Raw genomic sequence first — 19,167 nt, 5'->3', positions numbered from 1 at the left:
GGCCGGTCGGGGCGTCAGCGGCGACTTACTTCTTCGCTTCGCCTTCCGGGGCCACCGTGTACAGCACCGACTGCTGGCTCGAATACCACAGCGCCAGTGCCTTGATGTCGGCATCGCTCAGGCCGGCGGCTTGACCGGCCATCACGGCGTTCTTGCGGCTGCCGCTCTTGTAGCCCTTCAGCGCCACTTCGATGTAACTGCGGTGCTGGCCCGCTAGGTTCGGGAACGCCGGGGAGGCGCTGACGCCATTTTCGCCGTGGCAGGCCGCGCAAACGGCGACCTGGGCCGGCTTGCCGCCGGCAGCCGGTGTGGCAGCAGCGTCGTTGGCGGATGCCGTCGACAGCACGCCGAAGGCGAGTACGGCAGACGAAACAAGCTTCGCGTTCAGGAGTTTCATCGGGGCGCTCACTTCTTTTCCGGAGCCTTGGAGAGGTAGGCCGCGATATCGGCCATGTCCTGATCGCTGAGGTTGGCCGCCTGGGCGGTCATCGTCGGGTGCCGGCGCTGGCCGGACTTGTACGCCTTCAGCGCGGCCACGATGTAGTCCGGATGCTGGCCACCGAGCTTCGGCACGTGGTAGCTCGGGTAGACGTTCGTGTAGTTCACGATGCCGTGGCAGCCGTAGCAGGTGTAGGCCTTGACCTTTCCGGCAGCCGCGTCGCCTTCGGCGCTCGCAGTGCCGCAGCTCAGGGCGGCGGTGAGGGCAATCAGGCCCCATCGCACTGAAATCATCAGGGAGTCTCCTCGGAACGTGAGGCTGCGGGAAAATGCGTGTGCAGCGTCCAATATGGTCGGCGAATCCGCAGTTTGCGTCAATCGAATGCGTGCTTTTCGCATCCTTTTCGGCACCGATGCCGCCGCTTTGTCATCGGCTGTCGATAGCAGAGCTTCACGCTATAGTGCAGCCGACCGAGCCCCTCCCGCCCACTGGCCCGCCATGCAAATCCCCGTGACCGCCGCCTGCGCCGCCCTGTGCGGCCTGCTGATCCTGGTGCTGGCGTTCCGGGTGTCGCTGCTGCGGATGCGCTACCGGGTGGCGATCGGCGACGGCGGTCACGACGAGCTGGTGCGGGCGATCCGCGTGCACGCCAACACCATCGAATTCGTGCCGATCTTCGTGCTGCTGTCGCTGTGCTACGAGCTGTACGCCGGCGCCAATGCCGTGCTGATCGGTCTGGACGGCGTCTTCGTCGCCGCCCGCATCGCTTTCGCAGTCGGCTACAGCCTGGCGCCGGTGCACCCGCTGCGCCGCCTGGGCGCAGGCCTGTCGTATCTGAGCTTGCTGCTGGCCTCCGGGCTGCTGCTGGCGGCCGTCGTCACCACGATCTGAACGCGATGCCACGCTCGGCCAAGGTGCCGGCCTCGAAGGCGAATGCCGGCGAAGTCGCCGCCGTCGATCTCGGCTCGAATTCCTTCCACATGCTGGTGGCCCGCGAAAGCGACGGCCAGCTGCAGATCGTCGATCGCCTGCGCGATGCCGTGCGCCTGGCCGCCGGGCTCGATGCCGAACGCAAGCTCACGGTCGAAGCCGAACGCCGCGCCCTCGCCTGCCTGACCCGTTTCGGCCAGCGGCTGCGTGGCATCCCGGCGGCCCGGGTCCGCGTGGTCGGCACCAACACCATGCGCCGGCTTGCCGACGGCGGCGTGTTCATGCGCGCAGCGGAAAAGGCGCTCGGCCACGAGATCGAAGTGATCTCCGGCGTCGAGGAAGCGCGTCTGGTCTACAACGGCGTCACCCACGGCCTCGGCAAGGCGGCCCCGCGTCGGCTGGTGGTCGATATCGGCGGCGGCTCGACCGAGCTGATCATCGGCCGTGGCCCGGACCCGAAGCTGATGGAAAGCACGGCGCTCGGCTGCGTCACCCACACCCAGCGCTTTTTCGCCGACGGGGTGATCACCCGCGAGCGCATGCAGGAAGCGCGGCTGGCGGCGCGCGTAGAGCTGGAATTCGTCGAACGCCAGTACCGCGACGCCGGCTGGGACGTCGCCATCGGCGCCAGCGGCACGGTGCGCGGCGTCTGGCGCGTGGCGCGGGCGCAGGGCTGGGCTACCGAACGCATCACCCGCGATGCCGTCGACCGCTGCGTCGAACTGACGATCCGCACCGGCAACGTGGCCAGGATCGACTTCCCGGGCCTGCGCGAGGATCGACGGCCGGTGTTCGCCGGCGGGCTGGCCGTGCTGGCCGGCGTCTTCGACAGCCTCGGCATCGACGCGATGGACACCTCCGAGCATGCGCTGCGCGAGGGCCTGATCTACGACCTGCTCGGCCGGCTTTCCGACAACGATGTCCGCAGCCGCTCGGTCGAGGCGATGGCGGCCCGCTACGGCGTCGACCGCGAGCATGCGCGGGAAGTCGAGCGCACGGCGCTGAAGCTGTTCGAACAGGTGCGCAGCGACTGGCAGCTCGATCGCGAAGTCGCCGGCCGCCTGCTGCGCTGGGCCGCGCTGCTGCACGAGATCGGCCTGGTGATTGCCCACGAGGGCAGCCATCGCCATGGCGAGTACATGCTGCGGCACGCCGAGATGTTCGGTTTTTCGCAGACCGACCAGCGGCTGGTTGCCGCACTGGTGCGCCTGCAGCGCGGCAAGTTCGCGTTGAGCGCGCTCGAGGATCTGCCGGCGACCTGGCAGCTGACCATCCGCCGCCTCGCACTGCTGTTCCGGCTGGCGATCGTGCTGCACCGCTCGCGGGCGCCGAACATGCGGATTCCGTTCGCGCTCAGCGTGATCGGCAAACAGCTGAAGCTGAGCTTCCGGACCGGCTGGCTCGACAAGCACCCACTAACCCGGGAAGACCTCGAACTGGAAGCCGGCTTTGTCGCCGCCGCCGGCTTCAAGCTGCGCTTCAGCTAGCGCCGGCCGGGCTGTCAGCCCTTCTCGTTCTCGTCGCGCCACAGCTGAGCGCCGAGGAAGATCAGCCGCACCTGATGCACGTGGTTGTCTTCCTGCGCCCTGGCCTGCGCCTCGTCGCCCGGCGGCAGGTCCAGGATGTCGGTCGCGGCGTGCAGCATGGTGTTGACCACCAGCTCGCAGACCATGCGCAGCGATTCCGGCGACAGGTTCGGGAAGATCGCCAGATGCCGCAGGTCCGAGGTCATCTCGTCGATGAACTGGTCCACCTCGTTGCGGATCGCGCTGCGGATCACCGGCGAACCGCCGCTGCGCTCGCCGGCGACGAACAGGAAATGCAGGCGGTTAGACAGCACGAACGCTTTGTAGACCTGCACCGAGCGGCGAATCATGTCCTTCATCGGCGCCCCGGCACGGCGCGCCTCGCGCAGCATGCGGCGCAAGGTCAGGCCGCTTTCCTCGACCAGCACCAGCCCCAGTTCGTTGGTGTCCTTGAAGTGGCGATAGAACGAGGTCGGCACCACGCCGGCCACACGGGTGATCTCGCGCAGGCCCAGGGAGTTGAAGCTGCGCCCTTCGTTCATCAGCTGCAGCGCGGCATCGATCAGCGCGTCCCGCGTGCGCTGCTTGCGCTGACCGCGCGGCAGCGTCGCCTCGTCGTCTTCGACGACCGACGGTTCAGATGCGGGGCGGCTGCGTACAGTCATGACGATTCCTGGTGATCCGGCCGTGATGTTAGCTCGAAACCTCAGGAAAAACCGAGCACTAGCGTAACCCGTGAACATTTGATTGTTTTTAGTGAACGATTGTTGACATATGAATTCTCATCAGTGAACATACGTCCACTCACTGAGGGATCTTCGTCATGTCCGTCACCGCTCCGCGCTCTCACTTCCTTGCCAACGGCCTGCGCCGCGCCCTGGGCTCGCGACTCGCCGCCACGCTGGCCTACCCGCATGGTGTCGACCGCTACCTCGAACAGTTCGCGCCGACCGAATCGCTGACCGAGGTGCGCGCCGACGTCGTCGCGGTTCGCCATCAGACCGCGGACAGCGTCACGCTGAGCCTGCGCCCGAACCGCAACTGGAAAGGCTTCCGCGCCGGCCAGTACGTTCGTCTGACGGTGGAGATCGACGGCCGTCGCCGCAGCCGCTGCTATTCCCCGGCGCAGTCGGTGCACGCCACCGACGGCCTGATCGAGCTGACTGCCAAGACGCACGCCGCCGGCTTCGTGTCGAAGCATCTGAAGCAGGGCCTGACGGTCGGCACCGTCGTCGGCCTGTCGCAGGCCGAAGGCAGCTTCGCGCTGCCGGATCAGCGCCCTGCCCGCGTGCTGCTGATCAGCGGCGGCAGCGGCATCACGCCGGTGATGTCGATGCTGCGCACGCTGACCGACGAAGGGCACGCCGGCCCGATCACCTTCCTGCACTACGCCAATACCGCGCAGGACCAGCTGTACGGCGCAGAGCTGGCCGCGATCGCCGCACGCTTCCCGAACGTGCAGCTGCTGCGCGGTTACGCCGAGCCGAACCAGGACGGCGAGCTGGAAGGTCTGTTCTGCCGCGCGCACCTGAATGCAGTGCCGGACTTCGCCGACGCCGAGGCTTTCCTCTGCGGCCCGCCGGGCATGATGAAAGCCGTGCAGAAGCTGTGGGCTGACGAGGGACTCGCCGAGCGCCTGCATGTCGAGCATTTCGCGGCCGCGCCGGCAGTGCTGGCCGACAGCGTCAACGCCGACGGCGACGTGCGCTTCATCCGCAGCGAACGCCTGGCGAAGAACAGCGGCGCCACCCTGCTCGACCAGGCCGAAGCCGCCGGCCTGAAGCCGGAATCCGGCTGCCGCATGGGCATCTGCCACGCCTGCACCTGCCGCAAGGCCTCGGGCCGCGTCCGCGACACCCGCACCGGCGAAATCAGCGATGCCGGCGAGGCCGATATCCAGATCTGCGTCAGCGTGCCGGTCGGCACCGTGACGCTGGACCTGTAAGCCCCCTCCGAATACGTCGTCCTGCTGACCCGAACCCCCAGGAAATCCAGACCATGACCGCCATCCAGAAGAACACCTTCAGCTCGCTGACGCCGGCCCAGTTCGCGGCGATCGGCGCAGAACTCGATGCCATCCGCAACCGCGTGCGCGCCGACCTCGGCCAGCGCGACGCCGACTACATCCGCACGCTCATCAAGCGGCAGCGGCGCTTCGAAGTGGCCGGCCGCGTGATGATGATGATCCCGCCGGCCTGGCCGCTCGGTGTGGCCTCGCTCGGGGTGTCGAAGATCCTCGACAACATGGAGATCGGCCACAACGTCATGCATGGCCAGTACGACTGGATGAACGATCCGGCGCTGAATTCCAAGCACTTCGAGTGGGACAGCGCCGACACCTCGAAGAACTGGAAGATCACCCACAACCACGAGCACCACACCTACACCAACGTGCTCGGCCGCGATCACGACATCGGCTACGGCCTGCTGCGGATGTCGGAAGACCAGAAGTGGGAGCCGCGCTTCCTCGCCAATCTGCCGCTGACGGTGATCCTGCACACCTTCTTCCAGCATTTCGTGGCGGTGCAGAACCTGCACCTTGAAGAAGCGCTGGTCTACAAGACCAAGACCGCCGCACAGGTCAAGGAAGAGTTCAAGCCGATGTGGGCGAAGATGAAGAAGCAGCTGAAGAAGGATTACGTCTTCTTTCCGCTGCTGGCCGGGCCGCTGGCGCCGCTGGTGCTGGTCGGCAACATCGGTGCGAACCTGATGCGCAACGTCTGGGCCTGCGCGGTCATCTTCAACGGCCACTTCCCGGAAGACGTCGAGCAGTTCCCGGAATCGGTGATCGAGAACGAAACCCGGGGCCAGTGGTACGTGCGCCAGCTGCTCGGTTCGGCGAACTTCGAGGGCGGCCGGCTGATGCACATCATGAGCGGCAACCTGAGCTTCCAGATCGAGCACCACCTGTTCCCTGATCTGCCGGCGCACCGCTACGCCGAGATCGCGCCGGAGGTGCGGGCGATCTGCGAGAAGTACGGCCTGCCGTATAATACCGGCTCGTTCCTGCGCCAGACCTTGAGCACCTGGAAGCGCATCGCCCGGCTGTCGCTGCCGACGCCGAAGCGGCCGAAGGCCTCGCCGCGCAACAGCAGCGACGAGGCGCCGGCACCGCTCGCGATGGCGGCCTGATCAGGCAGGCCGAGTCTCAGCCGCCGCGCTGGAAGCCGGTCCGAACGGCCGGGCCGGCTTGCCCGTTGACGACGCTTAAGGCTTCTTCAGCAGGTCACGGATCTCGGCAAGCAGCTTTTCCTCGTTGCTCGGGCCCGGCGGCGGAGGCGGCGGCGCGGCGGCCTCCGCCTTCTTCATCGTGTTGATCGCCTTGACCATCAGGAAGATCGCGAAGGCGACGATGATGAAATTGATGATCGACTGGATGAACTTGCCGTAGCCGAGCAGCACGGCTGGCGTCTTGCCGTCCTCGGACGCCTCCTTGAGCACCAGCGCGGCCTTGGAGAAATCGACGCCGGCCGTCAGCTGGCCGAGCACCGGCATGATCACGTCGCCGACCAGCGAGGTGACGATGGTGCCGAAGGCACCGCCGATGACCACGCCGACGGCGAGGTCGATGACGTTGCCGCGCATTGCGAATGCCTTGAATTCACTGGCGATGCTCATGCTGTTCTCCGTAGCCACTGGCAGGGGTTGTAATGGGTGCCGCCCGCCGATTCTAGGCTGCGCCGGTGAATGCCCGGACCACCGGATCGGCATCGAGGCTGGCCGGCAGGCCGGCATCGAGGTTCGGATACTGCGGCTGCCAGCCCAGTTCCTCGACCAGCCGCCGGTTCGACAGCCGCTTCGATTCCTCCAGGAACGAACGCAGCATCGGCGACATCGTCCGCAATGCAGCCTCCAGCGGCTGCTCCGGCAGCGGCGGCACGCCCAGCAGCCGCGCGCAGCGCTGGAAGTAGTCGGTCATCGTGGTCGGCTGGCCATCGCTGACGTTGTAGGCAGCACCATCGGCACCGAGTTCGGCGACCCTCAGCGCGGCTGCGGCCAGGTCATCGGCGTGGATGCGGTTGGTGTACGGCGACTGGTCGCGCTGCACCAGCGGCGCACCCGCGTTGAGCCGCTGCAACGGCAGCCGTCCCGGCCCGTAGATGCCCGGCACCCGCAGGATCATCGCGGCGCTGCCGTGCGCGCGGGCATAGGCCAGCGCGCAGCGTTCGGCATCGAGCCGGCGCTGGCCACGCGCGACCTTGGGCTTCAGCGATTCGGTCTCGTCGATCCAGCGGCCCTCGCAATCGCCGTAGACCGCCGAGGTCGACAGGTAGACCAGCCGCGCCGGCGCCACCTGCAGGGCCGCCAGTGTGCCGACCAGCCGGGGATCGGCATCGCCGGTCTCCGGCGGCGGCGCGAAGTGGAACAGCCAGTCGGCCGGTGGCCAGTCGGCGATCACGTCGGCATCGAGATCGGCGAGCAGCGGCGTGATGCCCAGCCGGCGCAGCGCGGCGGCGCTCGACGGCGAGCGCACGACGCCGGTCACCGCGATGCCGCGCGCCTGCAGCCGCAGCGCCAGCCGGCAGCCGACGTCCCCGCAGCCGACGATCAGTGCCTGCATCAGCCCTGTCCGGCCGCGACGTCGGCCATGTAGTCGTCGAAGCTGATCGCGGCACCGGCAGCGGCCACGGCGGCGGCATCACGGGCCGGCAGCACGTCGCCAAAGGCGTCGATGCGCTTCCATTTCGCCGGCGGCGTGGCGCAGCCGGCCTTCGGCACGTAGACCGAATCGCCGAGCTTCTGGTAGCGGTGGATGTAGCGCGGGCAGTTGACGAACAGCTTGGTGATCGCCACGCGGACGATCAGGTCTGCCCCCGGATAGTCGGCAAGTAACGGGTCATTCGGATCGATGCGGGCCTCGCCGTGCAGACGCAGGCGATTCGGCGTCTCGAAATCGATGAACAGCAGGCCGACCTTGGCATGCGTGCCGATGTTGCCCATCGACAGGTACATGCCGTTGCCGTCGTAGCTCGGGAAGGCGATGGTGCCGGCATCGACCACCCGCACGAAGCCGACGGCACCGCCCTTGTACGAGCAGGTCGGCTGGCCCTCGTCGTCGACGGTCGACAGGAAGAACAGATCGCGACTTTCGATGAAGGCCTTCTCGGCGTCGGTGACCTCGGCGTGCATGGTGATCATCGACACGCGATCGGCCAGGGCCGCCGTGCCGAACCGTTCCTGCAACGCGCGCTGGCTGCTGCTGAACATGGTGCTCATCTCGCTTGCTCCTCCTCGATGGATCGCGGCTCGGGTGCACGGCCGCGTCTTCGGAGTGTGGCGGAGCCTTGCCGGCAACGGCAACGACGCCGCAGGCCGCTCAGTGCTGGCCGGCGGCCAGTTCCAGCCCCAGCCGGTAGTGGCGCGCGGCCTCCTCGGGCTGCTGGGTATCGGCGCACAGCCGCGCCAGATCGAGATAGGCCTTCGGCGTCGGCGCGATGGCGATCACCGCTTCGAGATAGCTGCGCGCCTTGCCCCACAGGCGGTTGGCGAGACAGACATGGCCGGCCACCTGCAGCAGTTCGGTCTTCTCGCCGTACAGCGCCAGCCAGGACTCGACGGTCGCCAGCTGGGTGATCGGATCGCCGGCGTGCAGGTCGCCATACAGCAGCGCCAGTTCGCCGTCCCAGTCCACCGACAGCGCCTGGGCGATCAGCGCCAGCGCCTCGGCATCGGCGTTCAGGCGGGCCAGGCCGCGGGCGTAGGCGCGCTTCAGCTCGGGATCGTCGCGCAGGTTGCCTGCGCCTTCCCAGAGCGCTTTCAGAATCGGCAGCCGGGCATCGTCGATGGCCGTCTGCATCAGTTCCAGAATCGCCCGGCCCATCAGCTGGTCGCGGCGCGCGGCGACGATCGCCTGGGCGCTGGCCGGCTCCAGCAGCAGCGCGCGCAGCGCCGCCCATTCGCCAAGCGCGGCGTGGCTTTCGGCCAGCAGCTCGATGGCGAACGGGTGCATCGGGTCCTTCTCGCGCAGTTTCAGTGCAGTCTGCCGGGTGGCCTCGAACTCGCCGCGCTTGCGCTGCAGGTCCGCCTGCGACAGCAGCGTGGCGAACTCGTGCTCGGGCCGGTTCAGCATCGCCAGCCGCAGGTAGTGGTCGCGACGGTCGGTGGCCGCCTGACGCTGGGCCGCGCGGGCCGCCGCCAGGTAGTTCAGGTGTGGCGCATGGTGGTCGCTGGCGCGCTTGATCAGCTCGCTCTCGGCGCGCGCCCAGTTGCCCTCGAACAGCGCCAGCAGGCCGTTCTCGAAGGCTTCACGGGCGCGGTCGCTGCGCCGCCGGTCGACCGCTTCGCGCAGCGAACCCGGCAGCCGCACCGCGAAGCCCGACAGCCGCAGCAGCAGCCAGACCAGCAGGAAGAACAGGCCGATGCCGAACACCAGCACCGCCAGCGAGGTCTCGACCACCCACGGCCCGTAGTTGATCAGCACGTAGCCGGTATCCGGCCGCAGCAGCAGGATCGCGACCAGGCCGCCGACGAAGACCAGCAGCAGCGAAAGGAAAACGATGATCACGGATGGGAGTCTGGTGGCCGACCGGCGTCAGCGCGTCGCGTCGAGGTAGGCCCGCAGCAGGCCCAGGCTGCGGCCCAGCTCCGGCAGCTGCGGATTCAGGTCCAGCGTCATCAGGCGATCCAGCTCGGCGCGGGCGCCCAGCACCGTCGGATCGTCGCTGCGGTAGTAGTCGTTCAGGAACGCGGCGGCGTCCTCGATCGTCGCGCGCAGCGTCGCCGTGTTGCGGGTCAGCAGCGCCGCACGGGCGGTCTCCAGCTTCAGCAGCAGCAGCTGGCCGACCAGCCGTTCCTGCTCCGGCGGCAGCAGGCGATCGACCGGCTTGTCGGTGCGCCGCACGGTGAACACGGCGCCGAACATCTGCCGCAGGCTGCCGATACCGCGCGCCCAGAAGCCGCTGGCTTCCGGCGTGATGTCGCGCGACGGTTCGCCGTCGACGACGGCGGCATGGGTCGGCGCCCGCGAACGCTGCGGCAGCTCGGGCGCCCGACGGATCAGGCTCGACAGCGTCAGCGCGGCCGCTTCGAGATCGATGCGCGGCAGCGCTTCGAGCCGGCTGCGCTCCTCGGCCAGCGCCTCGCGGATCGGGAACAGCTTCGGTTCGGCCAGGCTGCCGAGACGGTCCTGCGCCAGGCTCAGCGCCTCGATGGCGCCCGGCACATCGCGGGCCAGACGGGCGCGCTCGTTGGCGATCAGCAGCAGCTGCTCGACCGCCAGCAGCTGGGCGCGGCCGCGACCGCCCTGGATGGTGGCGTTGATGCGCGCCAGCGTGGCGTCGGCGTCATCGGCCCGGCCCTGCAGCGCGGCGACCAGATCGGTGCTGCGGCGCGCGCTTTCGGCGAGATCGCCCTGCCGCTGCCGCAGCTGCTGGATTTCGGCGCCGGCGTCGCCGAGCTGGCGGCTGAGCCGGCGCAGCAAGGTGTCCTGGGCGGCGACGATGTCCTCGGTCGCCTGCCGCTCCTGCCAGAACTGCCAGCCGGCGTAGCCGCCGCCGCCCAGCAGCGCCGCCAGCGCCAGCAGCAGGGTCCACAGCCACAGCGCACGCCAGAGGCTGCGCGCCGGGCGCGGGCGTTCGGGGACGTCGTATTCGGTCATGCTTTCGAGTGGCGGTGGCGCGCGTGACGCCGTAGGACTTCGAGGTAGGCCAGGTCGCTGACCCGCTCCGGCAGCAGCGGCTCGGCGGTGAAGCCCAGCAAGCGCGCAGTTTCTATCACACGCGGCGACGGCACGGCCAATTGCAGCCCCGCCAGCTGTGAACGGGCCTCTGGCGGCGTCAGCGCCAGCAGCCGGCGCAGCGCCTCGCCGCTCGGGATCACCGCGACATCGGCCGCCTGCAGCCAGGCGGCGACCGCCGCCGGCGGATGATCGACGGCCACGCGCCGGTAGACCGGGAGCACGGTCACGGTCATGCCGCGCGCGCGCAGACCGTCTTCCAGCACCGGCAGCGTCTGCTCGCCGGTGACGATCAGCGCCCGTCGGCCGCCCCCCTGCTGCAGCGCCGGATGCGCCAGCAAGGCGGCCGCGCCGTCGCCGGCCGGCGGCGTCAGCACCGGCTGGCCGCTGTGCTGGCGCAGCGCCGCCGCCGTCGCGTCGCCAACCGCCGCCAGCGTCGGCCAGGGCAGCGGGCACAGCCGCGCCGCGTGGTCGACGGCATTGCGGCTGGTGAACAGCCAGAGTTGAGCCGACCGGGCGTCATCGAGCACGGCGCCGGCCGCTGCCATCGCCCCGGCATCCAGCGCGGCGATCGCGAACAGCGGCAGCGGCAGCGCCCGGCCGCCGTCGGCCTCGATCAGCGCGCACAGCGCCTCGGCCTGGCCGGCGGGCCGCGCGACCAGGACGGTCAGCCCGTCCAGCCGCGCGGCGGCGGACTCAGGCATGGATGCCGAGCTGGGCCAGGATGGCGCGCGCGCCGCGTTCGAGCAGGCGCTCGGCCAGCTGCAAGCCGAGTGCTGCGGCCTCCGCGGCCGGGCCTTCGATCTCGTCGCGGACGCAGGCGCTGGCGTCCGGCGCGGCGACCAGGCCGGTCAGCCGGATCCGGTCGGCGGCGATCACCGCATGGCCGGCCACCGGCACCGTGCAGGCGCCCCCGAGCCGGGCGTTGAGGCCGCGTTCGGCGGCCAGCCGGATCGCCGACTGCGGATCGTGCAGCGGCGCGATCAGCGCCCGGGTGGCGGCGTCATCGGCGCGGCACTCGATACCGACCACGCCCTGGGCGCAGGCCGGCACGAAGCGGCCCATGTCGAACTTTTCGCGGATCCGCGCTTCGAGACCCAGCCGGATCAGACCGGCAGCGGCCAGCAGGATGGCGTCGTACTGGCCTTCGTCGAGCTTGCGCAGCCGGGTGCCGACATTGCCTCTGAGCTCCTTGATCACCAGGTCCGGCCGCAAGCCGCGCAGCTGCGCCTGCCGGCGCAGCGAGGCGGTGCCGACCACCGCGCCCTGCGGCAGCGCATCCAGCGTGGCGTAGCGGTTGGAGACGAAGGCATCGCGCGGGTCTTCGCCGGCCAGGAAGGCAGTCAGCACAAGACCATCGGGCAATACCGCCGGCACGTCCTTCATCGAGTGCACGGCGATGTCGGCGCGGCCTTCCAGCATCGCCGCTTCCAGCTCCTTGACGAACAGGCCCTTGCCGCCGACGGTCGCGAGGCTGCGGTCGAGCAGCTGGTCGCCGATGGTGGTCATCGGCACCAGGCTGACGGCGACGCCAGGATGGGTGCGCTCAATCAGCGCCTTGACATGCTCCGCCTGCCACAGGGCCAGCGGGCTTTCTCGGGTTGCGATTCGGATCGACAAGACGGCGGTGTCCGTGAAGTGGTGATCAGTCCAGCGTCTTGTCGCTGCCGTCATCGGTCAGGAAGCGGCGCACCTCGGCCAGACGGCGGCGGCTGACCGGCAGAAGGGTCGCGGCGTGGCGCACCTTCAGCCAGTGCTGGGATTCATCGCCCTTGCCGCGTTCGAGGCCGGCGATGAAGCGGGTGGCGACCAGCGCCTTGCGGTGCACGCGCAGGAACCACGGCGAGAAATCGTCTTCCAGCGTCTTCAGCGATTCCTCGATCAGCACCTCGCCGTGCAGATGGCAGACGGTGGTGTACTTCTGGTCGGCAAGGAAATAGACGATGTCCTCGGCCGGCACCCGGGCCAGGCCTTCGCGGGTGGTCGCCAGCACGAAATCGCGCGCCGGCTTGGTGCCGGGCAGCGCGATGGTCGGCTTCTGGGCACGCGACAGCTTGCGCACCCGCTGCAGCGCCTCTTTCAGCTTTTCCTTGCGCACCGGCTTGAGCAGGTAGGCGTCACCCTGGGCATCGAAGGCGCTCAGCGCGTGCTCCGGATACGCGGTGATGAAGATGATCGCCGGCGCCATGTCCTCTTCCTTGATGGCGCGCGCCACCTGCAGGCCGTCGACCATGCCCATGCGCACGTCGAGCAGCACCACGTCGGGCTCCTCGTCGCGGATCAGCTCGATGGCCGCCTCGCCGTCGCCGGCTTCACCGACGATCTCGTACCCCGGGAATTCCGCGACCAGGCGGCGCAGACGTTCCCGCGCCAGCGGCTCGTCATCGACGATCACGACTCTCATTGCTTCAATCCTCCGTAAAGGTGGGCGCGTTGATTTCGCCACCACTATGAACCACGAAAGGCAGGCGCAGGCGGGCCCGGAACAGCGGCCCGAATTCGTCGCGATCCTCGCCGAGAATCAGCTTCGCCCGCTCGCCATAGATCAGCTTGATCCGCTGCGCGATGTTGCCGATCGCCGTGCCGGTACCGGCGCGCTTCGGCGCGTCCTCCGGCGGAACCGGGTTCTCGACGTCGACCACCAGGAAGGCACCCTCGCGGCGGGCGATGACGTGCAGCATGCCGCGTGCGCGCAGCCGAGACACCCCGTGCAGCACGCCGTTCTCGACCAGCGGCTGCACCGTCAGGCGCGGCACCTGGGCGTCGAGCACGGCATCGGGGATTTCCCAGTTGACCAGCAGTTTGTCGCCGAGGCGGATTTCCTCGATGCGCATGTAGATCTTGACGATCTCGATCTCCTCGCGCAGCGGAATCAGCCGCTGCCGGGAATCGAGGCTGACCCGGAACAGGTCGGACAGGTCGATGACCATTTCCTCGGCCACTTCCGGCTTGCTGGGGATCAGCTCGGCCAGCGAGTTCAGCGCGTTGAACAGGAAGTGCGGACGGATGCGCGCCTGCAGCGCGAGGTAGCGGCCGTCAGCCTCGGCGCGCGATTCCTCCTGCCACTGGTGGCGCTCCCAGAGGTAGCGCAGCAGCAGCAGCGCGACGATGCCGGCCATCACCAGGTTGCGGAGCACGAACGGCCACGGGCCGTCGCCGGGAACGAAGCCGAGCGCGAAACGGCGGTCGATCAGCCAGGCCGTGAAGCTGACCGCGAAGGTGACCAAGGCGATCACCATCCAGCAGACGAAGAACAGCACGCCGTCGCGCGCCGGCGGCAGCCCGCGGCGCACGCCGCACAGCGCGCCGGCGCAGCACAGGCCGATGGCGTGCAGGTACAGCGACAGCACCAGCAGCTGCTTCAGCGCCGCTTCGCCGCTGGCGTAGCTGGCCAGGGTCAGCAGCACGGCGATCAGTTCCATCACGTAGGCCAGCGTCAACAGCGCGGGCGCCCGGCAGAATTCCGGGATTAGGCTGGACTGGGATGTGGCGGAGACCTCGAAACGCTTCATCCAGCGAGCCTAGCGGAAGTCTCCGGGCCGTGGCGAGCGGCCTTACAATAGTTTCAGCATCGGCCCGGAAATTCGCGCCGGCCGCCTTCCGATCCCGTTTCCCCTGCCGCTGCACACCCCCATGACCGCTGCCCATCCTTCCGCGCCGGCTGCCCAGCCTGCGGCTGCCCCGTCCGCGCCAGCCTCCACCGCCAAGCTCTGGGGCGGCCGTTTCAGCGAGGGCACCGACGCCCTGGTCGAAGCGTTTTCCGAATCGGTCAGCTTCGACCAGCGCCTGTGGCGCCAGGACATCGCCGGCAGCACCGCCCATGCGCGGATGCTCGGCAAGGTCGGCGTGCTGAAGGCCGACGATGTCGAGGCGATCGTCGCCGGCCTGGCCAGCATCCGTGCCGAGATCGAGGCCGGCCGCTTCGAGTGGCAGCTGGCGCTGGAAGACGTGCACATGAACATCGAATCGCGGCTGACCGCGCTGATCGGCGACGCCGGCAAGCGCCTGCATACCGCGCGCAGCCGCAACGACCAGGTGGCGACCGACATCCGCCTGTACGTGCGCGATGCGATCGACGAGCTGGTGGCGGTGATCGAAGAGCTGGCCGAGGCGCTGCTGGATCTGGCCGAGCGCGAGGCCGATTCGATCATGCCGGGCTTCACCCACATGCAGGTCGCCCAGCCGGTGACCTTCGGCCACCACATGCTGGCCTGGCGCGAACAGGTGCTGCGCGACCGTGCGCGCCTGCTCGATGCCCGCCGGCGCACCAACGTGCTGCCGCTGGGCTCGGCCGCGCTGGCCGGCACCGTCTACCCGATCGACCGCCCGTTCGTTGCCGAGCAGCTCGGTTTCGACAGCGTCTCGGAGAACTCGCTCGATGCGGTCAGCGACCGCGACTTCGCGATCGAATTCGTGGCGGCCTGCGCGATGACCATGCTGCACCTGTCGCGCTGGAGCGAGGAGCTGATCCTCTGGTGCACGCCGATGTTCGGCTTCGTGAAGCTGCCGGATCGCTACTGCACGGGCAGCTCGATCATGCCGCAGAAGAAGAACCCGGACGTGCCCGAACTGGTGCGCGGCAAGACCGGCCGCGTGGTCGGCGACCTCAACACGCTGCTGGTGCTGATGAAGGGCCAGCCGCTGGCCTACAACCGCGACAACCAGGAAGACAAGCCGCCGATCTTCGACGCCCACGACACCGTGTCGGCGTCCTTGCGGCTGTTCGCGGCGATGCTGCCGAGTGTCGAGGTACAGCGCGCCACCTGCCGCGCCGCCGCGTTCAAGGGCTATTCCACCGCCACCGACCTGGCCGATTACCTGGTCAAGAAAGGCCTGCCGTTCCGCGATGCCCACCATGCGGTCGGCAGCGCAGTCGGCCATGCGGTGGCCAAGGGCTGCGACCTGTCGGAGCTGAGCCTTGAGGAACTGCGCGGCTTTTCGCCGCTGATCACGGCCGACGTCTTCGAGGTGCTGACCCTCGACGGCTCGGTCAACGCCCGCAACCACTGGGGCGGCACCGCGCCGGCGCAGGTGCGCGCCGCGATCGCCCGGGCCCGCGCCCGCCGCTGACGGCATCCGGGCGATGCCGTCCGCCGCAGCCGCACAGGCTGCGGTTATCATCCGTCGCGTGAACAATCGTTCTCCGATGCAGCCGCCGCAACGCCGGCGCTGACACGGCGATCCACGGTGCGACAGGGAGACGGCAGATGCGCAAGGCGAAATCCGGCCCGGACATGATCCGGGCCCTGTTGGTGGCCGGTGTCACGGCGCTGGCCGGCTGCGGCAGCAGCAACGCGCCGCAGGGCGGCGATGGGCCGGCGCCATCTGCCCGCAGCAGCTGGACGACGCTCGGCACCAGCACCACGGCGGCCACCGCCGGCACGGCCGTCACGTCCAACCCGAACGGCGCCTGGACCAGCTACGACCCACCGGCGGAATTCGCCGGCATCGCCCGGCAGCCGGTGCAGTACATCACGCTGCGCGACGGCACCCGCCTGGCGGCCTACGTGACCCTGCCGGCCGATGCCGACGGCAATGCCGCGCCCGGCCGCTTCCCGGTGGTGCTGGTGCAGACGCCGTACAACGGCGTGGTCGGCGGCTATGTCGACGGCCTCGGCGGCGCCGATCCGTATATCGTCCGCCACGGCTACGCGACGGTGGTGGTCGACGTGCGCGGCACCGGCCAGTCGGAAGGCGTCTGGGAAGCGTTCGGCGAGACCGAGCAGGCCGACTACGCCGAGGTCACCGACTGGGCCGCGACCCAGCCGTTCAGCGATGGCCGCATCGGCCTGTACGGCGTCAGCTATCTCGGCATTACCGCGCTGCTGACCGCCGCCCAGCATCATCCAGCGGTCAAGGCGGCGTTTCCGATCGTGCCGATCGGCGACGGCTACCGGGACATCGTGTTCACCGGCGGCCAGGTCAACCCGACGTTCATCCCGCTGTGGCTCGGCCTGATCACCGCGCTCGGCGTGACCAATCCGACCGCCCTGACCGACCCCGCCAACGGCGCGCCGCTGGTCATCGAGCATCTGCTCAACGCCGCGCTGCGCTTCCAGGCGCCGCTGGTGCTGCAGGCGCTGACCGGCGATCCGGATACCGCCTACGACGGCGCGTTCTGGCGCACCCGCTCGCCGCTCGAAGTGCTGGACCAGGTCAGCGTGCCGACCTTCGTGGTCGGCGGCCTGCGCGACCTGTTCCAGCGCAGCGAGCCCACCAGCTACGAAGCGCTGAAGAATCGCGTGCCGGCCAAGCTGCTGATGGGGCCGTGGACGCATCTGGAGGCAGCCTTCGGTGCCGGCCTGCCACGCGACGGCGTGCCGCTGCTGAACCAGATCCAGCTGCGCTGGTTCGACCAGTACGTGAAAGGCATGGCGGTCGGCGCTGAGCAGATGCCCAACGTCACCCAGTGGGTCTACGGCGCCGAACGCTATGTGACCGCCAGCGACTGGCCGCATCCGCAGGCCCGGGCGCAGCGCTACTACCTGTACGGCAACGGCGGGCTCGGCACCGAGCCGCCGGGCAGCAACACGGCGGTCAGCCGGGCGCTGCAGGTGCCGATCGGCGGCCTGTGCTCAGTGTCCACCGCGCAGTGGACGGCCGGCGCCGCCGGCTTCATTCCGCTGCCCTGCTTCGAGAATTCCAATGCTTCGGACCGGCTGGCCGTCGTCTTCGAAACGCCGGCCCTGACCGCACCGCTGTACCTGAACGGCCCGATCCAGGCCGACATCTGGATGGAAACCACGGCCGGCGACGCCGGGCTGTCGGTGCGGGTGTCGGATGTCGATGAACGCGGCGTTGCCCGTTCGCTGACCAACGGCCTGCAGACCGCCAGCCTGCGCAGCGTCGATGCCAGCCGCAGCCGAACGCTGGACGGCCAGTCGATCCAGCCCTGGCATCCGTTCACGCTGGCGTCGGTGCTGCCGCTGCCGCGGAATGAACCGGTGCTGGTGCCGGTCGAGGTGTTCCAGACCAGCGCCGTCATCGCCGCCGGCCACCGGCTGCGGGTGTCGGTCAGCGCCAGCAACCTGCCGCAGGGCGTGCCGCCGCTGGGCACCCTGCTGCAGTCGCTGGCCGGAATCCTGACCATCCACCACGACGCGGCGCGGCCGTCGAGCGTGGTGCTGCCGGTGGTGCCGGCTTCCGCCCTGAACTAGAACGCTCATGCCCTACCTGACCACCCGCGACGGCGCCCGCCTGCATTACCTCGACGTCGGCGCCCGGCGCGGCCCGGCCTGCGTGCTGCTGCACGGCTTCGGCATGCAGGGCGCGATGTGGCTGCCGGTGGTGGCGCCGCTGCTGGCCCGGCAGCGCTTCATCCTGCCGGACCTGCGCGGCTTCGGCGGCTCGCACCGGCTGTCGCTCGGCGCGCAGGGCGCGATCGCCCAGCACGCCGATGATGTCGCCGATCTGATCGACGGCCTGAAGCTGTCCGACGTGCGCCTGGCCGGCCTGTCGATGGGCGCCTGTACCGGCATGGAACACCATGCCCGGCACGGCTTTCGCGGCGTGGCGCGCTGGCTGCACATCGACCAGGCGCCGTGCATCCTCAACGGCGCGGACTGGCAGCACGGCCTGCTCGGCGACGATCAGGCGACGCGGCTGCCGCAGTGGTCGACGGTGATCGACGCCATCGAAACCCAGCGCGACCGGCCGTTCACGGCACTGCCGCTGGCGCTGCGCCGCCGCTACTGGCAGGTACTGCGCGAATTCCTCGGCTACGCGTTCGCCTCGAAACTGTGGCAGCAGACCGCGCATTTCACGCGCGTCGACGCGCTGGCCCGGCGGGTGATCCCGACCGCCAACTGGGGCGTCTATCTGGACACCATGCGCGCCTACACCGAAGGCGGGCTGGACTGGCGTGCGTCGGTGCGCCAGATCGACCGGCCGACGACGGTCTTCATCGGCGCCCGCTCGCGGATGTATCCGGCGGCCGGTCAGCGCGAACTGGGCCGGCTGATTCCGGGAGCCAGACTCGTCGAGTTCGCCGACGCCGGCCACACGGTGCCGTTCGAGTCGCCGCGCCGCTTCGTCGTCGAGCTGAACCGCTTCCTCAAGGCCGCCTGATTCGCAGCGGCGCCGGCTCAGCCGGCGAGGTCGGGCAGCACCGGCAGATCGGTGGCGCCGATGTCGATGCCCAGTTGCGACAGCAGGGTCGTCACCTGGCCGCGATGGTGGGTCTGGTGGTTGAACAGATGGCTGACGAACACCCAGGTCGGCCGGCTGAACACGCCATGGGCGGTGCTGGTGATCTCCAGATCGGCGCGCAGTGTTTCCGGCGTCAGCCCATCGGCAAAGGCCTGCAGCGCGGTATCGGTCTGCTCCCGGTGCGCGCGCAGCGCGTCGAAGCTGTCGTGCAGCGGCTGGCCGATGTGCAGGCCTTCGCGCGAGCCGCCAGTGAAGCGCGACAGCCAGATCAGGTCACCGACCAGCAGATGGTTCAGCGTGCGGTGGATCGAGCCGAAGAAGGCGCCGCGATCGGCCTTGCGCGCATCGTCCGCCAGCCCGGCACAGGCCGCGTAGACCTTGCCGTTCATCCAGCGGTTGTAGCGCGCCATCGTCGATGCGTATTCGCGGCTGATCATCGCGTAGCCTCC

Annotated in this window: 20 protein-coding genes; 7 read left to right on the top strand and 13 right to left on the bottom strand. The window is 69.2% G+C overall.

Annotated elements, in window-relative coordinates; translation table 11 throughout:
- Positions 1-25 precede the first annotated feature (25 nt).
- Positions 26-397: a c-type cytochrome gene (locus ACTIGJ_RS07160; protein WP_439639604.1), complete on the bottom strand. Its 372-nt coding sequence runs from the start codon at positions 395-397 to the stop codon at positions 26-28.
- Positions 398-405: 8 nt separating this feature from the next.
- Positions 406-732: a c-type cytochrome gene (locus ACTIGJ_RS07155; protein ID WP_439639603.1), complete on the bottom strand. Its 327-nt coding sequence runs from the start codon at positions 730-732 to the stop codon at positions 406-408.
- Positions 733-937: 205 nt separating this feature from the next.
- Between ACTIGJ_RS07155 and ACTIGJ_RS07150 the strand changes: the two genes are divergently transcribed.
- Positions 938-1,330 carry an MAPEG family protein gene (locus ACTIGJ_RS07150; RefSeq protein WP_439639602.1) on the top strand — a complete coding sequence of 131 codons (393 nt, stop codon included), beginning with the start codon at positions 938-940 and terminating at the stop codon, positions 1,328-1,330.
- A gap of 5 nt (positions 1,331-1,335) precedes the next feature.
- Complete coding sequence (locus tag ACTIGJ_RS07145; protein ID WP_439639601.1) at positions 1,336-2,856, top strand: Ppx/GppA phosphatase family protein; 1,521 nt, start codon at positions 1,336-1,338, stop codon at positions 2,854-2,856.
- Positions 2,857-2,870: 14 nt separating this feature from the next.
- Here ACTIGJ_RS07145 and fabR read toward each other — a convergent pair whose 3' ends face one another.
- Positions 2,871-3,560 (bottom strand): HTH-type transcriptional repressor FabR, encoded by a 690-nt coding sequence (gene fabR, locus ACTIGJ_RS07140; RefSeq protein WP_439639600.1) that lies wholly within the window; start codon positions 3,558-3,560, stop codon positions 2,871-2,873.
- Positions 3,561-3,718: 158 nt separating this feature from the next.
- On the opposite strand from fabR, the gene ACTIGJ_RS07135 reads away from it, so the two are divergent.
- A complete protein-coding gene (locus ACTIGJ_RS07135; protein ID WP_439639599.1) occupies positions 3,719-4,840 on the top strand; it encodes a ferredoxin reductase in 1,122 nt (373 codons plus the stop codon).
- A gap of 53 nt (positions 4,841-4,893) precedes the next feature.
- Entirely contained in the window at positions 4,894-6,027 is a 1,134-nt protein-coding gene (locus ACTIGJ_RS07130) for a fatty acid desaturase family protein (protein ID WP_439639598.1), read from the top strand.
- Between the two features lie 75 nt (positions 6,028-6,102).
- Here the strand turns inward: ACTIGJ_RS07130 and mscL are convergent, their stop codons facing one another.
- From mscL to ACTIGJ_RS07085, 9 genes are all read right to left on the bottom strand, one after another.
- On the bottom strand, positions 6,103-6,513 hold the full coding sequence (gene mscL / locus ACTIGJ_RS07125) for a large-conductance mechanosensitive channel protein MscL (RefSeq protein WP_439639597.1): 411 nt from the start codon (positions 6,511-6,513) through the stop codon (positions 6,103-6,105).
- Between the two features lie 52 nt (positions 6,514-6,565).
- On the bottom strand, positions 6,566-7,456 hold the full coding sequence (locus ACTIGJ_RS07120) for an SDR family oxidoreductase (RefSeq protein WP_439639596.1): 891 nt from the start codon (positions 7,454-7,456) through the stop codon (positions 6,566-6,568).
- Positions 7,456-8,112, bottom strand: coding sequence for a pyridoxamine 5'-phosphate oxidase family protein (locus ACTIGJ_RS07115; RefSeq protein WP_439639595.1), 657 nt, complete (start codon positions 8,110-8,112; stop codon positions 7,456-7,458). Before ACTIGJ_RS07115 ends, ACTIGJ_RS07120 begins: the two co-directional genes overlap by 1 nt.
- A gap of 100 nt (positions 8,113-8,212) precedes the next feature.
- The gene (locus tag ACTIGJ_RS07110) at positions 8,213-9,400 is read right to left on the bottom strand and encodes a heme biosynthesis HemY N-terminal domain-containing protein (RefSeq protein ID WP_439639594.1); all 1,188 of its coding nucleotides are present in this window, start codon (positions 9,398-9,400) and stop codon (positions 8,213-8,215) included.
- Positions 9,401-9,427: 27 nt separating this feature from the next.
- Complete coding sequence (locus ACTIGJ_RS07105) at positions 9,428-10,492, bottom strand: uroporphyrinogen-III C-methyltransferase (RefSeq protein WP_439639593.1); 1,065 nt, start codon at positions 10,490-10,492, stop codon at positions 9,428-9,430.
- Entirely contained in the window at positions 10,489-11,274 is a 786-nt protein-coding gene (locus ACTIGJ_RS07100) for a uroporphyrinogen-III synthase (RefSeq protein WP_439639592.1), read from the bottom strand. Before ACTIGJ_RS07100 ends, ACTIGJ_RS07105 begins: the two co-directional genes overlap by 4 nt.
- On the bottom strand, positions 11,267-12,190 hold the full coding sequence (hemC, locus tag ACTIGJ_RS07095) for a hydroxymethylbilane synthase (protein WP_439639591.1): 924 nt from the start codon (positions 12,188-12,190) through the stop codon (positions 11,267-11,269). Before hemC ends, ACTIGJ_RS07100 begins: the two co-directional genes overlap by 8 nt.
- A gap of 25 nt (positions 12,191-12,215) precedes the next feature.
- Positions 12,216-12,974: a LytR/AlgR family response regulator transcription factor gene (locus ACTIGJ_RS07090; protein WP_439639590.1), complete on the bottom strand. Its 759-nt coding sequence runs from the start codon at positions 12,972-12,974 to the stop codon at positions 12,216-12,218.
- A 4-nt stretch (positions 12,975-12,978) separates the two neighbouring features.
- Positions 12,979-14,082 (bottom strand): sensor histidine kinase, encoded by a 1,104-nt coding sequence (locus ACTIGJ_RS07085; RefSeq protein ID WP_439639589.1) that lies wholly within the window; start codon positions 14,080-14,082, stop codon positions 12,979-12,981.
- Between the two features lie 121 nt (positions 14,083-14,203).
- On the opposite strand from ACTIGJ_RS07085, the gene argH reads away from it, so the two are divergent.
- From argH to ACTIGJ_RS07070, 3 genes are all read left to right on the top strand, one after another.
- Positions 14,204-15,640, top strand: coding sequence for an argininosuccinate lyase (gene argH / locus ACTIGJ_RS07080; RefSeq protein ID WP_439639588.1), 1,437 nt, complete (start codon positions 14,204-14,206; stop codon positions 15,638-15,640).
- A 137-nt stretch (positions 15,641-15,777) separates the two neighbouring features.
- Complete coding sequence (locus ACTIGJ_RS07075) at positions 15,778-17,727, top strand: CocE/NonD family hydrolase (protein WP_439639587.1); 1,950 nt, start codon at positions 15,778-15,780, stop codon at positions 17,725-17,727.
- Between the two features lie 7 nt (positions 17,728-17,734).
- Complete coding sequence (locus ACTIGJ_RS07070; RefSeq protein WP_439639586.1) at positions 17,735-18,637, top strand: alpha/beta fold hydrolase; 903 nt, start codon at positions 17,735-17,737, stop codon at positions 18,635-18,637.
- Between the two features lie 17 nt (positions 18,638-18,654).
- Here ACTIGJ_RS07070 and ACTIGJ_RS07065 read toward each other — a convergent pair whose 3' ends face one another.
- On the bottom strand, positions 18,655-19,155 hold the full coding sequence (locus tag ACTIGJ_RS07065; RefSeq protein ID WP_439639585.1) for a DinB family protein: 501 nt from the start codon (positions 19,153-19,155) through the stop codon (positions 18,655-18,657).
- Positions 19,156-19,167 lie beyond the last annotated feature (12 nt).

Origin of the sequence: Nevskia sp. (assembly GCF_051860985.1) — a bacterium.
Classification (GTDB): domain Bacteria; phylum Pseudomonadota; class Gammaproteobacteria; order Nevskiales; family Nevskiaceae; genus Nevskia.
This window is presented reverse-complemented; position numbering and strand designations above follow the sequence as displayed.

Bases quoted from the DNA above. Each gene is read 5' to 3' on its own strand.
- ACTIGJ_RS07085 (WP_439639589.1), bottom strand. From the start codon at position 14,082: ATGAAGCGTTTCGAGGTCTCCGCCACATCCCAGTCCAGCCTAATCCCG.
- ACTIGJ_RS07075 (WP_439639587.1), top strand. From the start codon at position 15,778: ATGCGCAAGGCGAAATCCGGCCCGGACATGATCCGGGCCCTGTTGGTG.
- mscL (WP_439639597.1), bottom strand. From the start codon at position 6,513: ATGAGCATCGCCAGTGAATTCAAGGCATTCGCAATGCGCGGCAACGTC.
- ACTIGJ_RS07135 (WP_439639599.1), top strand. From the start codon at position 3,719: ATGTCCGTCACCGCTCCGCGCTCTCACTTCCTTGCCAACGGCCTGCGC.
- ACTIGJ_RS07115 (WP_439639595.1), bottom strand. From the start codon at position 8,112: ATGAGCACCATGTTCAGCAGCAGCCAGCGCGCGTTGCAGGAACGGTTC.
- ACTIGJ_RS07130 (WP_439639598.1), top strand. From the start codon at position 4,894: ATGACCGCCATCCAGAAGAACACCTTCAGCTCGCTGACGCCGGCCCAG.
- ACTIGJ_RS07065 (WP_439639585.1), bottom strand. From the start codon at position 19,155: ATGATCAGCCGCGAATACGCATCGACGATGGCGCGCTACAACCGCTGG.
- argH (WP_439639588.1), top strand. From the start codon at position 14,204: ATGACCGCTGCCCATCCTTCCGCGCCGGCTGCCCAGCCTGCGGCTGCC.
- ACTIGJ_RS07100 (WP_439639592.1), bottom strand. From the start codon at position 11,274: ATGCCTGAGTCCGCCGCCGCGCGGCTGGACGGGCTGACCGTCCTGGTC.
- ACTIGJ_RS07150 (WP_439639602.1), top strand. From the start codon at position 938: ATGCAAATCCCCGTGACCGCCGCCTGCGCCGCCCTGTGCGGCCTGCTG.
- ACTIGJ_RS07155 (WP_439639603.1), bottom strand. From the start codon at position 732: ATGATTTCAGTGCGATGGGGCCTGATTGCCCTCACCGCCGCCCTGAGC.
- ACTIGJ_RS07120 (WP_439639596.1), bottom strand. From the start codon at position 7,456: ATGCAGGCACTGATCGTCGGCTGCGGGGACGTCGGCTGCCGGCTGGCG.
- ACTIGJ_RS07160 (WP_439639604.1), bottom strand. From the start codon at position 397: ATGAAACTCCTGAACGCGAAGCTTGTTTCGTCTGCCGTACTCGCCTTC.
- ACTIGJ_RS07070 (WP_439639586.1), top strand. From the start codon at position 17,735: ATGCCCTACCTGACCACCCGCGACGGCGCCCGCCTGCATTACCTCGAC.
- ACTIGJ_RS07145 (WP_439639601.1), top strand. From the start codon at position 1,336: ATGCCACGCTCGGCCAAGGTGCCGGCCTCGAAGGCGAATGCCGGCGAA.
- ACTIGJ_RS07105 (WP_439639593.1), bottom strand. From the start codon at position 10,492: ATGACCGAATACGACGTCCCCGAACGCCCGCGCCCGGCGCGCAGCCTC.
- ACTIGJ_RS07090 (WP_439639590.1), bottom strand. From the start codon at position 12,974: ATGAGAGTCGTGATCGTCGATGACGAGCCGCTGGCGCGGGAACGTCTG.
- fabR (WP_439639600.1), bottom strand. From the start codon at position 3,560: ATGACTGTACGCAGCCGCCCCGCATCTGAACCGTCGGTCGTCGAAGAC.